Consider the following 12,968-nt stretch of genomic DNA (forward strand, 5'->3'; position numbering starts at 1 on the left):
GGCTCTAAACTATATTTTTTTGTAAGGTTCTTTGTTTTTCCCATATCCAACTTAAAAAAAGTCATGTATTTACTATCACTATCTTTGTTATGCTGATTCAATAATAACGCTTTCAAGTGGTTCGACATATTTTGAAAGGGGCTATGTACATGGCTAGTCTACAAGTTAACCAAAAGGAACGGACATTTCACTTAACGAACAAATACTGCAGTTATCTTTTCCGTGTCATGGAGAACGGGCAATTGGAGCATTTATATTACGGCAAAAAAATAGAGTACCTGGGTCAATATGACCGTTTTATCGAGCGAAGCTACCGTCCCGTGTCTGTCGGTGAGTTTGATAGTGACTTGGTGACATCGTTGGAAAGTATTAAGCAGGAGTTTCCTTCTGCGGGAAGTGGAGACTTTCGAGAGCCAGCAATTGAGATCATACAGGAGGATGGATCTCATATAATGGAGTTCACTTATGACCATTACGAGGTAATCACTGGAAAACCTAAAATTCCTCATCTTCCAGCTACGTTTTGTAAGGAAGCACATGAAGCAGAGACACTCCTCATCACGCTGACCGATTCTCTTACAGGAGCGGTGGCCGTACTTGCTTACACCATCTTCAGCGAACTGCCCGTGATCACGAGATCTGTATCCATAACGAATTCCGGGAATGATCTCCTGAGAGTCAACCGTCTAATGAGCCTGAGTCTTGATCTTCCTGAAGCCGAATATGAAATTATTCATTTATCAGGGGCTTGGGGTAGGGAACGTCATGTGGAGCGTACACCATTGAGACCTGGGCTACAGTCGATTGGGAGCACACGAGGAATTAGTAGTCATGTTCACAACCCATTTCTGGCGCTTGCCAAACCCGGATCACAGGAACACCAAGGAGAAATATATGCGGTTAATCTCGTTTACAGCGGGAACTTTCTTGCCCAGGCGGAAGTGGACAGCTATTCAACTACCCGATTGATGATCGGCATTCATCCTGACAAATTCTGCTGGACCCTGAAGCCAGGAGAATGTTTTTATTCGCCTGAAGCAGTTCTGGTCTATTCTGAGAGCGGTTTAAATGGCATGAGCCAAGCATACCATAGCCTGTACAATAAACACTTAATTCGCAGCAGTTGGGCCGAGCGGGAACGACCTGTATTGATCAATAACTGGGAGGGGACCTATTTTGATTTTACTGAGCAGAAAATAGTTGATATGGCAAAAAAAGCAGGTGAACTGGGGATTGAACTCTTTGTCTTGGATGACGGATGGTTCGGTCGAAGAAACAATGATACCTCTTCCCTCGGTGACTGGTTTGAAAATCCTGAAAAGCTACCGAACGGGATCTCGAATTTGGCAAAGAAGATCAATCAGCTCGGGATGAAATTCGGTCTTTGGTTCGAGCCGGAAATGGTTAACTCCGACTCTCATATTATGAGGGAGCATCCAGACTGGGTTGTGGGAACACCCGGCCGTCAACGCAAGCATGGACGTCATCAATATGTTCTTGATTATTCCCAACCGCCTGTCGTGGATTACCTGTTTAAGTTAATGGATGACGTGCTCTCTTCTGCTCGGATCGAATACGTAAAATGGGATATGAATCGCTGTATTTCAGAAGCCTATTCGTTATCTCTGGGCAAGGAAAGACAGGGCGAATTTTTTCACCGCTATGTCCTGGGTGTATATGCTTTATATGAGAAGCTGATTACCGAACACCCTGAGATTTTGTTTGAGTCCTGTGCTTCCGGTGGGGGACGGTTTGATCCAGGGATGCTTTATTACGCTCCGCAAGCATGGACAAGCGACGATAGCGAGGCTATAGAACGTCTGAAGATTCAGTATGGCACTTCCATGGCCTATCCGCTTAGCAGTATGGGTGCTCATGTGTCAAGCATCCCGAACCACCAGGTAGGCAGAACGGCACCGCTGCAAACCAGATCCAATGTCGCCTACTTTGGTGTATTTGGTTATGAACTGGATCCATTGGCTTTGTCCGAAGAAGAATGCAATGTAATCAAAGAACAAATACAAGTGTATAAACGTCACCGACGATTAATTACACAGGGAACCTTTTACCGTCTGCTAAGTCCCTTTGAAAAAAATGAGACAGCTTGGATGACCATTGATGCAGAACGTGAGCATGCTCTCGTCGGCTGGTACCAGGTACTCTCACGCCCCAATGCAGCTTATTCACGGCTAAAGCTCATCGGACTGGACGAAATGGCAGTATATTTCGTGAAAGAACTGGATCGACGTTTCACAGGTAGCGAGTTAATGAACATCGGACTTATACTCACCCCGCCTTATAAGGCTGACCAGGATTTTAATATTGCGGAGAAATATGATTTCTCATCTCAATTATTCACTCTAACTAAAGAGAAATTCCTCGTGATTGGATTATGACTTGAAGTAATGATATCAAAGACATGAATGAAGCAAGAAATCAAGGATTAAACGAAGAAGTGGTTATCCGTTATGCAGTGTCCGCTGTGTGGGAATTACGGATCAGAAGCAACTCAGTAATTGAGCTGCTTCTTTATTTATCAGGACCAAATACAAGATTGGCGGATTGCTTGGCTTTCTCAATGACATTCATGACCTTTTCGCTATGTTCAAGCATAACCGAGACTTTTTCCAAATCATTTTCTCGGATGATACGTTCGAATTCAACGAATTCGTCATACATACGATGCGAATGATCTTTCAGGTCCACCTGGATAGGCGTTTCCTTATTAGGAGTGTATTCAAAATAATCGCATATATTAGCTGAACTCGCCATGTGTACATAGCCTTTATTGCCTTGAATGTTCACTGCATTGGGTGCCGTACTGTCTTTTGAACCTATGCAAACACACTTAAAATCGCCGTAATCAAGCAGCAGTATGCCTGAAGTGTCAATTCCACGTTCCATGTTCGCCAAATATTCTACCTTCTTAGGGCTCCCGAAGAGGCCAACAACAAAATGAATATTGTATAAATTGATATCCATCAAGGCTCCGCCAGACATTTCCGGATTAAACGCAGGCTGGATTACTCCCGCTTTAAAAGCCTCATACCGGGATGAATATTGAGAATAGTTGCATTCCACTATTTTGATCTCACCAAGCTTAGGTAGATACTCCTTCATTGACAAATAATTTTTCAAATATTGATTCGTTATGGCTTCCACCAATACCAGTTTTCTTTGCTGAGCAATTTCTTTTAGCTCTAGAAATTCTTGCAAATTGGAAGTAAACGGCTTCTCACTGATGACATGTTTACCACTCAATAATGCCTCTATCGCATATGAATAATGAAGATGATTAGGCAACCCGATATAAACTGTATCCACATCACGACTCATCAGCATCTCGCTGTAATCCGAATAAATCTGAGATATTCCATATTTACTTTGTAAATCCAGTAATTTCTCCTTGTGGCTAGGTCTAGAACAAATGCCCTTTAGTAAAATGGTCGGGATTTCCTGAATAAAGCTTAATAGATCCCCTACGATCATCCCTGCTCCGACAATTCCTAACTTCATTTTAGCTGCACTCCTCTATACCTTTTTCAAGTATTTCCATACACATTATCGTTTCTTCGTCTTTAATCACTTTTTCTTTACCAATTACGATCGACTGATAAATATCGTCATACACTCGGGCATAGTCTCCCTTTTCAGAAACGATTTTATCTTCATGATACTCGCCCTTATCATCAAGGTATGTTAAGATGCCGTAATGCTCGGGCAGGTCGATGCCGAAATCGGAGTGTCCCTTAGGCAGATAGTATAATTTCAGATGCTCCTCCTGACGATCCTTTGTCTGCTTTATAAAAACGCCTTTTTTGCCGTATACAACAAAACTCGGCCGCTCTTTTAAACGAAAAAAGCTGGATTTAATGGATACCTTGAGTGAGGGATAATAAAAATCTAGATCAAAATAATCATTCATTCTTCCAGAACCGAGCAATTGGCGCACGTCGTAATGGATCGTGTCAGGCTTCCCAAAATAGGAAAGAACCTGGTCAATGGTATGAGCGCCATGTCCATAGAGGTAGCTGTTATATCTGGAAAAATGAGAGGTGGAGTTGGGGGTCTCGGGGCGGTAATAATCGAAATGCATTTCCACCTCCAACAAATCACCGAGTTTCCCTGATTCAATAACCTTCTTGGTAGTGAGAAAATCCGAATCGTAACGTCTGTTTTGATAGCACTGTATAATCAGATTTTTCTCTTTGGCATATTGAAAGATGGACACTGCTTCTTCTTTCGTTAACATAAAGGGTTTCTCAATAAGTACATTTTTTCCGTGGTCGAGTGCCATTTTCGCATAAGTGTAGTGGGATTCTACAGGTGTACAGACAACAATCAACTGAATTTCCTTATCGTTCATTAAAGATTCAAGATTATCTGTATACTGCACGCCAGGGATTTTCTCCCACTCCCCTTTATCTGGATTACGGGCGTAGATCGTCTTTACGTTCAAATGATCACTGGTCAATGAAAAAGGAAGATGATACCGATTGGTGCTTTTGCCATTCCCAATATAACCGATGTTAAGCATATTAATTCCCCCTAGGCTCTTTTTCATTTATTATAGAAGAAGAACGTTGATCGTAAAGGATTTGCCGCTAAAATGGTACAATCAACCGAATATTTTTAAAAATGTTTGTTTATTTTCAAACAAAATGTTTATTTTATATCCTTTATCAAACGTCATTTCAATTGAACCGGAGTGAACCTGTTGAAAATACTGATGCAATTATCCGAAATGCAAAACTTTACACCAAACGAAAAAAGCATTGCATCCTATATTTTGCTTCATAAGGAAAGGATCCTGCACTTAAATATTCAGGAGCTTGCAAAGGCAACATATACTTCGCATTCCGCGATTAATCGATTAACACATAAACTTGGGCTATCTGGCTTCAAGGAGTTCATAATCAAACTTGCTCGGGAGTTTCAGCAGAATACCCAGAACATTTCCAATGTAGACCCCAACTATCCATTTGGTTTTGATGAATCCCCACTTCAAGTGGCGAAAGAAATTGCAGAATTAATGAAGGAAACGATAGAAAAAAACTTTACATTCATGGATGATGATTTATTGTCGCAAACAGCCCTATTGCTGGATCAAGCGAAAAGGATCTTTATATATGCGTTAGGAGATTCACAAATCCGTGCGAAAAGTTTCCAAAATAAATTAGTGAAAATTAACAAGTATGTGGTTATAGCTACGGAGCTGTCTGAGTGGGCGTACCATACGGCTAATCTTACGCCACAGGATTGCGCTGTTTTTTTAACTTACCACGGAAAATCACCGATCTTTTTAAAAGCAGCAAAGCACTTTACACATGAAAATATTCCCTTTATCACCATTACAGCTACCAATCAAAGTGAGTTGGCCAAACGAAGTAGTATATGTATCCAGGTGCCTAATGACGAAGTAAAGCATGCCAAGATTGGTACTTTTTCGTCGCAAATTGCCTTTGACTATGTATTAAACGTGATTTACTCCTGTATCTATAAAATCGACTACTTGAAAAATATGCAAACCCTAACACAATCGTTGGAGAATTCGCATCTCAACGACATGATGAATGACGTGTAGAGGGATTAGCTTCTCTCTAACTGCAAAATAAGCGGCAATTTATATTTATATATGGTTGTTCTTCGACAAATAAGGTCTAGTTAGTTTTATGCTAACTAGACCTTTTTCTTTTATTGCTTCAAGCCCATCAGTACGGCCGACAGCAAGCTAGGAAAGCGTTCATTCAAATCATCGTAACGGATAGAGATAAAGCGTTGGGTTCCCTCTATTCTCGTATGAATAACCCCTGATTCCCGAAGAACCTTAAAATGATGAGACAAGGTTGACTTTGGAGCTGAAATATCTATCGAGCTGCAGGATTGCTCCCCTTTTTCGTCTAAAATCTGGATGATATTAAGCCGAATGGGGTCACTTAGAGCATATAAAACTGTAGGTAGAGTAATTTCAATTACGTTGGGATGATACAGCGTTCTCAAGATCCGTTCACCTGCCTAACAAAGAATTGTAGTTGCATTATAGCATATTGGAATGCTATATTTCTATTATTCGAAAATATTCGAACTATAGAACAAATGGAGGGTTACGTTTTGAATAAAATTATCACCTTGTTTTTCTTGATCATGTTTTTCATTGGTACAGATACGTTCATTGTGTCGCCTCTTCTACCTATTCTTCGTGAAAGCTTCGGCATTTCTATCGAACAATCGGGCTGGATTGTTTCAGCCTATGCTTTAGGGTATGCTCTGTTTGCCTTAATTGCAGGACCGTTGTCAGATGCATGGAATCGAAAAAAAGTACTACTGTTCGGCTTACTTGGTTTTGGTATCTTCACTCTACTTTGCGGCTTTGCCGTTGATTTTTGGACCATGTTTGCTTTTCGCTTATTGGCTGGCATTAGTGCCGCTTTTGCCTCACCTCAAGTTTGGGCAGCCATTCCTCAGTTAGTTCAACCACATAAAGTGTTAAAAGCCATGGGAGTTGTCACCGCAGGATTAGCTTTTTCCCAAATGCTAGGCGTGCCCATTGGCAGCTATCTCGCTACCGCCGGGTGGCAAACACCCTTTATTATGATTGGTTGCTGCACCTTCCTGATCGTTATTTGGACTGCTGTTCTCTTGCCCGCGTTGCCTCCTTCTATACAGAAGCAAAAGGCTCCCTCGATTAGGAACAGATACCGTTCATTGCTGCAGGGGTCAACACCTAAGGTCGCTTTTCTGGCCTACTTCCTGTTCCAACTCGGAAATTTTGCTGCCTTCTCTTTTATTGGCACATGGCTGTCCGACAAATTCAGCCTCAATGTTGCAAATATTGGTACGGTGATATTATTCCTTGGTTTAGGAAATACGATCAGCAGCTTATTTGGGAGCAGCTTAGTTAACAAAGTGGGGCCTAAGCACTCTTTGATCTATGGCGTAATTTTCATCGGTCTGCTTTATTTGCTTCTGCCCTATTTACCTAGTGTAACCTATGTCGAAATTACATATTTTCTGATCTTCCTTATCCTTGGAATGATTTTTCCGCTTATGATGAGTATGCTTCAAACCTTGTCTGCCACAGCACGCGGAACAGTCTCATCACTTGCCAATTCTTCTATGTATTTTGGAACAATGGTTGGCTCTTTCACAGCAGGAATGCTATACGCGCACAGCGGTAGTTTTATTTCCGTTAGCCTGTTTTCTGTGATTTGTTTCGGTGTGTCACTAATCTTGTTCCTACGTAGCGGGGTTTTACTAGGTCTAAGACTAAAATAGAAACGAGTAACCTTAAAAATCGACATAAGCTCTATCTTTGGGCCAGGAAAAGAACTTATATTATTAGAAAAGCCGCCAGTATGGCGGCTTCTTATGCATATCTACTGTTATCTAACTTCAAGGATCAATCTTCATCAATAGCATTTCGAATATCATAATCATCGATGTTGATATCCAAGGCCATTCCAAGTACCAACTTTGCCAACTGATTTCCAATAAAGGGACCCATGGTCAACCCGGATGCTCCAAGCCCATTTGCCGCTATAAGGCCATTCCAGCCAGGAACAGCTCCGATCACCGGTAGAAAACCGGGTGTAAAAGGACGGAAACCAACTCTTACCTCCTGAAAAGTACTGTTTGCTAAATCAGGGGCCAATTCCAAACCTTTGTTCAGAATTTCCTGCATCCCACCTGCTGTTACTCTCGTATCGTAACCCTCGATTTCATTTTCGTGAGTCGCCCCTATTACGATCTTCTGCTTGTCAAAAGCAAGCAGATATTGATCAGAAGGCGGCATGATTACAGGCCAGGTGCCTGTGTCTTGCCTATTAAAAACCTGCAAATGCATAATTTGTGCTTTTTGATAACTAACCTTAAAATGAATGCCCAAAGGCAGCATCAGTTGATTGGCCCATGCACCTGCACAAACAATGACTTCGTCAGATGAGAAGCTGTTTGCACCGACCGCCACTCCGGTTACATGGTCGGAATCGTATTGAAGCACAGCATCCCCATGGATAAGGGTTGCCCCATTTCTTTGTGCTGATCGGATCAACGCATCACGCAGCGCACGACCATCTATACGAGCGGCACCACTAATATGAACAGAATGGTAACCTTCTACTAACAAAGGAAATTGTTCATGGGTTTCCTTTTCATTTAGTCGGGTAATCTCACCGATTTCTGGCGCATCCGCTTGTCGTAAGTGTGCTCGCTCCTGCATTTTTTTAATTTTCTCCAAATCATTATGAATACTGAGAGCTCCAACTTGAGCATAGCCAGTTTCTGTTTCCCCCTCGCTTTTAAGTTCTTCAATCAATCCGGGGTAAAAACGTGCGCCCGCTTTGGCTAGCTGGTACCAAGCTTGATTGCGTCGCTGTGATAACCAGGGACAAATAATACCAGCAGCTGCATCAGTCGCCTGTCCTTTATCTTTGCGGTCTACAAGAATGACATCAGCGCCCAATTTTGCTAACTGGTATGCTGTCGATGCCCCCAGAATTCCTGCTCCGATTACGATAACCCTCTTCATGAATACATCCCTTTCCTAAATCACTGTATCCATTATAGCGAATACCGCATGAATGCATAAAGTTTGAAACATTAATATTTAATTTCTATCCTTATAAAGTTCTTAGAATTGATCTGTAAAGTAGTTGTCAGAACGAATGAAAAGGATGAACTGATATGGATAACATTATTTTACAGACTAAAAATCTCTGCAAAACCTTTAGACGGCAACAGGCGGTGAACAACGTCACACTGTCTATTCAGGAGAATTCCGTCTATGGGCTACTTGGCCCAAATGGGGCTGGAAAATCAACCACCTTGAAAATGTTAACTGGTATGCTACGTCCGACAGGCGGTGAAATTTTATTCCAAGGAAAACCCTGGTCACGAAAAGATCTCGCTCAGATCGGCGCACTGATCGAATCTCCTCCACTCTATGAGAATTTGACTGCTAGAGAGAATTTAAAGGTTCGTACAACCTTGCTCGGACTACCTGATTCACGAATTGATGAAGTACTGAAGATTGTTGATTTGACTCATACCGGGAAAAAACGCTCTGGCCAGTTCTCGATGGGCATGAAACAGCGGCTGGGCATTGCTATTGCGCTCCTCAACCATCCCAAACTACTAATTTTAGATGAGCCAACCAACGGACTTGACCCCATTGGCATTCAGGAGCAACGCGAGCTGATTCGCTCCTTCCCGAAGCAAGGAATTACCGTAATTCTTTCCAGTCATATTTTATCCGAAGTCGAACAAATCGTTGACCATGTCGGTATTATCGCTGGTGGCATATTAGCTTACCAAGAGACGGTTACACCAGGACAAGACTTGGAATCGTTGTTCATGCAGATTGCACAGGAATACCGAAAAGGGGATGAGTAGGATGCAGCAATATATAGCCGCCGAACATCTAAAATTAAAGCGTACCTTCACGAAAAAGCTGGTCTGGCTGGCCCCCATCGTTACTCTTCTTCTGTGTACCGTGCTCATGGGGGGACATATGCTCCAAAGCGCCAGCTACAATTGGTGGTATTTCATGCTGCTGCCAGGTGCCCTCACCTTAATGTGCTCAGGAGTGATCCAAAAGGATGGCAAGAAGCTGAAATACCGTGCTGTCCTTGGCATGTCTGTAGATTTGGCTCAGGTATGGTACGGTAAAATCGGGGTTTGCGTAAGGCTCTTAATGGTTTCCTCTATTATTTTATTTATAGGGATAACTCTTGGCGGATTCGTATTCTCAACTTCCGTGACACTAGCAGAAAGCGTCGCTGCAACTCTGATCCTCTTCATCACCTTTTTGTGGCAAGTTCCACTTTGCCTGTTCCTGACGGATCGAATAGGCATGTTTGCCACCCTAATCATCAACATGCTGGGCAACGTAGCCTGCACCGTCTTGTTCGCTACGTCTTCTGTATGGTGGGCGGTACCCTATGCTATTCCAGCGCGATTGATGTGCGCCGTCATTCAAGTGCTGCCTAATGGGCTTGCCGTTCCTTCAGGAGATCCACTTTTGGATGGAGGCATAATTGTTCCCGGCCTGTTGATCACAGTATGTCTATTCATGATTCTGTCTGTGCTGACGGCCATGTCTTTCCGTAAACGGGAGGCTAAGTAAGATGATATCTTTCTTCCGCTATCTGAAATCCGATGTGCTTAAACTTAGAAGGCAGCCCTTACTGCTTGTGCAGCTGTTTGTGCCGCTTTTAGGCATAGCAATCTTTCTAGCCTACTATTCCTTTACTCCGTATTCACCGATTTCGAAGATAGACGGCTATTTGCAGGTCCTGGCTGTGGTTCTTCCTACCATGATTGGTATTGTATGCTCCATTGCTGTTGAGCAGGAGTCAGTCGCTGGAGATTTCCAACACCTCTTGACCTCGCCGGTGAAGCTGTTACCTTTTTTGAGCAAGCTTAGCCTACTCCTGTGCTTGGGATTTGGCAGTGTGCTGCTTGCCTCAGGCGGCTTTGGGGCTGGCTATATATATCTTATGAAAGAGTCCCCGTATGGCTTGAAGTTTTATGTGTTGGCTGCCTGCATTCTGTTTGTGTCCAGTGTGTTCCTTTATATTCTGCATTTTTTCATTAGTTTGCGATTTGGCAAAGGAGCTTCCATCGGTCTGGGTATTATGGAGAGTCTATTGTCCGCTTTGCTTCTTACAGGGCTGGGTGATCATAATTGGATATTCGTTCCCTCTGCTTGGGCGGCCCGGTTCATCACGATCTGGGTGCAATACGGCGTAAGCTCAGCAGATTCTATCCCTGAAGCTATACAGCTTGATTTGGGAATCAGATATTGCGTAGTAGGGACCTTAGTCATCATGGTATTATTAGGGTTATGGATTTGTCGTTGGGAAGGACAAAATTCGTTGGAGTAAAGATTAGAGTAAAGAAAGCAAGGGATGTGAATAAAGCATGGCAAACTTGTTGGCCGTTGATGACGAACCCGCCGTTTTGGCACTCCTTCAAAATATTTTGCAGAAAGATGGCCATGTTGTCACGGTGGTCTCCGCCTCCCCACAGGTTCTCACCATGCAGCTCGGAGCATTTGATCTTATACTGCTTGACGTGATGATGCCTACCATGGACGGATTCACACTCTGCCGGGAAATTCGCAGCAAGGTAGACTGTCCGATACTGTTTCTTACCGCAAAATCCATGGAGAACGATGTGATGTTGGGGCTTGGGGATGGAGCCGACGATTATATTGTCAAACCGTTCGGCACTGGAGAGCTGCGCGCACGAATCAACGCCCATCTCAGACGGGAGAATCGTGAACGGCGTAATGTATTCTGCATCGGGGAAGTTCATTTCAATCTTTCTGGCAAGGAAATCACCGTTCAGAATGTTGTAGTCCCGTTTACCAAAAGTGAATATGAGATATGTAAGTTTCTAGCTTTGAACTGGGGGCAGGTATTCTCTAAGGAGCAGATTTATGAAGCGGTCTTCGGCTTGGATGGGGACAGCGATTCCGCCACTATTGTGGAGCATGTCAAAAATATCCGGGCCAAGCTTGGCAAAGTAGAGGTTTCTCCAGTGGAGACGGTTTGGGGGATCGGCTACCGATGGAAGTAACCAAAGTACAACAAGCACGCAAGACTACCAAATTACGAACCATTTTCCTGGGTTATTTAGTTATGTTTTGTATTGGGACGATTGCGCTTGCTCTGTTCCTGGTCCTCATCTTCTATGCCCTGATATCTTATGGGGCCATTCTTCCCGCGAACTATGCGGAGAAGCAGGTACGGGAGGACAAGTCAATCATTGAAGCGGGCAAGACCCTGCAACCGAATTCTCAGATAAAACTGTATAAGTACGCGTTGTTCACTTCGGAAGGCCGCCTCATTGAAGGAAATCTTTCTGAAAACCAGGCCCAAGCCGCTTGGAGTGTTACGCAGCAGAGCAATACTGCGTATCAATTTCCCTATAACTATGTAAAAGTTCCACATCATGATGAAATTACTGTGATGCGCTATTCTGTCTCGGCACAGTTTGAACTTCCTATCCTGCGTCAATATCTGCCGAACGCAGAATTGTCCTTTTTGGCCGTGTTCTGTATCGCCTTCCTGGGGGGAGGTGCTTTACTGGCTTCCTCCTTCGGACGAAAGCTGGCACGTAAGATGAGCGGATTGCAGCAGGCTACCAAACAAATTCAAGCACAAGATTTGGACTTCTCAATCAAGTTCAGTGGCGTGATGGAGATCGATCAGGTGCTACATTCCATGGATAAAATGAAAGAAACTTTAAAGACATCGCTTCAGAAACAGTGGAATCTCGAAAAATCCCGCCGCGAGCAAATATCCGCTCTAGCACACGATGTCAAAACACCACTCACTATCGTTCGTGGAAACGTAGAGCTACTGTCCGAGACCGAACAGTCCGAAGAGCAAAAGAACTATACGGATTATATTGCGGAAAGCACCAGGCAGATGGAGCAGTATATTAAAACTCTCATTGACATTTCAAAAGCGGAAACACTAGTCACCCTGCGGGCGGAAACGATGGATGCTGACTTCTATTTATCGAAAGTGAAAGATCAGATAATGGCCTTGGCTGCTGTCAAAAAAATATCTGTAGCATTCGCTGCATATAACCTCCCTAAGACGCTGTATGCAGACCCAGTGCTACTTGAGCGCGCCATTATGAATGTTGCTTCTAATGCGGTAGATCAGGCGCCTGAATACAGCGAGATCCAGCTGATCGTAGAGTCTGTTGAAAACTGTATTCGGTTCAGCATCGTAGACGAAGGCCCGGGCTTCTCTCCAGCAGGTCTCAAACAGGCCGCCGAGCAGTTTTATATGGGTGATTCATCCAGAAGATTAAGTGGACATTACGGTATGGGCCTGTATATAACAAAATCCATTGTCAACCTACATGGCGGACAACTGATCATCGCCAACTCCACCCAGACAAGCGGCGGACAGGTAAGCATTGAGATACCAATCAGTGCATGAATCATGCAA

At 43.4% G+C, this 12,968-nt stretch carries 12 protein-coding genes; 8 read left to right on the forward strand and 4 right to left on the reverse strand.

Annotation, left to right across the window (positions count from 1 at the left end; all coding sequences use genetic code 11):
- Positions 1-149: 149 nt before the first annotated feature.
- Positions 150-2,396, forward strand: a complete 2,247-nt coding sequence (locus tag MKY35_RS13030; RefSeq protein ID WP_342443930.1) for an alpha-galactosidase — start codon at positions 150-152, stop codon at positions 2,394-2,396.
- A 133-nt stretch (positions 2,397-2,529) separates the two neighbouring features.
- On the opposite strand, the gene MKY35_RS13035 is transcribed toward MKY35_RS13030, so the two are convergent.
- Together MKY35_RS13035 and MKY35_RS13040 are read right to left on the reverse strand one after the other, a co-directional pair.
- Complete coding sequence (locus MKY35_RS13035) at positions 2,530-3,516, reverse strand: Gfo/Idh/MocA family oxidoreductase (protein ID WP_342443931.1); 987 nt, start codon at positions 3,514-3,516, stop codon at positions 2,530-2,532.
- Between the two features lies 1 nt (position 3,517).
- Positions 3,518-4,537: a Gfo/Idh/MocA family oxidoreductase gene (locus tag MKY35_RS13040; RefSeq protein WP_342443932.1), complete on the reverse strand. Its 1,020-nt coding sequence runs from the start codon at positions 4,535-4,537 to the stop codon at positions 3,518-3,520.
- 180 nt (positions 4,538-4,717) lie between these two features.
- Here MKY35_RS13040 and MKY35_RS13045 point away from each other — a divergent pair, with 180 nt between their 5' ends.
- Positions 4,718-5,584, forward strand: coding sequence for a MurR/RpiR family transcriptional regulator (locus tag MKY35_RS13045; RefSeq protein WP_342443933.1), 867 nt, complete (start codon positions 4,718-4,720; stop codon positions 5,582-5,584).
- Between the two features lie 110 nt (positions 5,585-5,694).
- Here the strand turns inward: MKY35_RS13045 and MKY35_RS13050 are convergent, their stop codons facing one another.
- Complete coding sequence (locus MKY35_RS13050) at positions 5,695-6,000, reverse strand: helix-turn-helix domain-containing protein (protein WP_014599797.1); 306 nt, start codon at positions 5,998-6,000, stop codon at positions 5,695-5,697.
- A gap of 111 nt (positions 6,001-6,111) precedes the next feature.
- On the opposite strand from MKY35_RS13050, the gene MKY35_RS13055 reads away from it, so the two are divergent.
- Positions 6,112-7,275 carry an MFS transporter gene (locus MKY35_RS13055; protein WP_019687340.1) on the forward strand — a complete coding sequence of 388 codons (1,164 nt, stop codon included), beginning with the start codon at positions 6,112-6,114 and terminating at the stop codon, positions 7,273-7,275.
- A 124-nt stretch (positions 7,276-7,399) separates the two neighbouring features.
- On the opposite strand, the gene MKY35_RS13060 is transcribed toward MKY35_RS13055, so the two are convergent.
- Complete coding sequence (locus MKY35_RS13060) at positions 7,400-8,527, reverse strand: FAD-binding oxidoreductase (protein ID WP_342443934.1); 1,128 nt, start codon at positions 8,525-8,527, stop codon at positions 7,400-7,402.
- Between the two features lie 155 nt (positions 8,528-8,682).
- On the opposite strand from MKY35_RS13060, the gene MKY35_RS13065 reads away from it, so the two are divergent.
- The 5 genes from MKY35_RS13065 to MKY35_RS13085 are packed head-to-tail and all read left to right on the forward strand — an operon-like array spanning position 8,683 to position 12,959.
- Positions 8,683-9,390, forward strand: a complete 708-nt coding sequence (locus tag MKY35_RS13065) for a lantibiotic protection ABC transporter ATP-binding protein (RefSeq protein WP_342443935.1) — start codon at positions 8,683-8,685, stop codon at positions 9,388-9,390.
- Position 9,391: 1 nt separating this feature from the next.
- A complete protein-coding gene (locus MKY35_RS13070; protein ID WP_342443936.1) occupies positions 9,392-10,123 on the forward strand; it encodes a lantibiotic immunity ABC transporter MutE/EpiE family permease subunit in 732 nt (243 codons plus the stop codon).
- A gap of 1 nt (position 10,124) precedes the next feature.
- Positions 10,125-10,883, forward strand: a complete 759-nt coding sequence (locus MKY35_RS13075) for a lantibiotic immunity ABC transporter MutG family permease subunit (protein ID WP_342443937.1) — start codon at positions 10,125-10,127, stop codon at positions 10,881-10,883.
- 37 nt (positions 10,884-10,920) lie between these two features.
- The gene (locus tag MKY35_RS13080; protein ID WP_029515155.1) at positions 10,921-11,580 is read left to right on the forward strand and encodes a response regulator transcription factor; all 660 of its coding nucleotides are present in this window, start codon (positions 10,921-10,923) and stop codon (positions 11,578-11,580) included.
- Positions 11,571-12,959 carry a HAMP domain-containing sensor histidine kinase gene (locus MKY35_RS13085; protein ID WP_342443938.1) on the forward strand — a complete coding sequence of 463 codons (1,389 nt, stop codon included), beginning with the start codon at positions 11,571-11,573 and terminating at the stop codon, positions 12,957-12,959. The genes MKY35_RS13080 and MKY35_RS13085 overlap by 10 nt, the downstream gene beginning before the upstream one ends.
- The last annotated feature ends 9 nt before the right edge of the window (positions 12,960-12,968 follow it).

The sequence above is a fragment of the Paenibacillus sp. FSL L8-0638 genome (assembly GCF_038593075.1).
Classification (GTDB): Bacteria; Bacillota; Bacilli; order Paenibacillales; family Paenibacillaceae; genus Paenibacillus; species Paenibacillus polymyxa_D.

What these genes read in the sequence shown, in the direction of transcription:
- MKY35_RS13040 (WP_342443932.1), bottom strand. Translation starts at nt 4,537, where the DNA reads ATGCTTAACATCGGTTATATTGGGAATGGCAAAAGCACCAATCGGTAT.
- MKY35_RS13065 (WP_342443935.1), top strand. Translation starts at nt 8,683, where the DNA reads ATGGATAACATTATTTTACAGACTAAAAATCTCTGCAAAACCTTTAGA.
- MKY35_RS13035 (WP_342443931.1), bottom strand. Translation starts at nt 3,516, where the DNA reads ATGAAGTTAGGAATTGTCGGAGCAGGGATGATCGTAGGGGATCTATTA.
- MKY35_RS13070 (WP_342443936.1), top strand. Translation starts at nt 9,392, where the DNA reads ATGCAGCAATATATAGCCGCCGAACATCTAAAATTAAAGCGTACCTTC.
- MKY35_RS13060 (WP_342443934.1), bottom strand. Translation starts at nt 8,527, where the DNA reads ATGAAGAGGGTTATCGTAATCGGAGCAGGAATTCTGGGGGCATCGACA.
- MKY35_RS13075 (WP_342443937.1), top strand. Translation starts at nt 10,125, where the DNA reads ATGATATCTTTCTTCCGCTATCTGAAATCCGATGTGCTTAAACTTAGA.
- MKY35_RS13080 (WP_029515155.1), top strand. Translation starts at nt 10,921, where the DNA reads ATGGCAAACTTGTTGGCCGTTGATGACGAACCCGCCGTTTTGGCACTC.
- MKY35_RS13030 (WP_342443930.1), top strand. Translation starts at nt 150, where the DNA reads ATGGCTAGTCTACAAGTTAACCAAAAGGAACGGACATTTCACTTAACG.
- MKY35_RS13085 (WP_342443938.1), top strand. Translation starts at nt 11,571, where the DNA reads ATGGAAGTAACCAAAGTACAACAAGCACGCAAGACTACCAAATTACGA.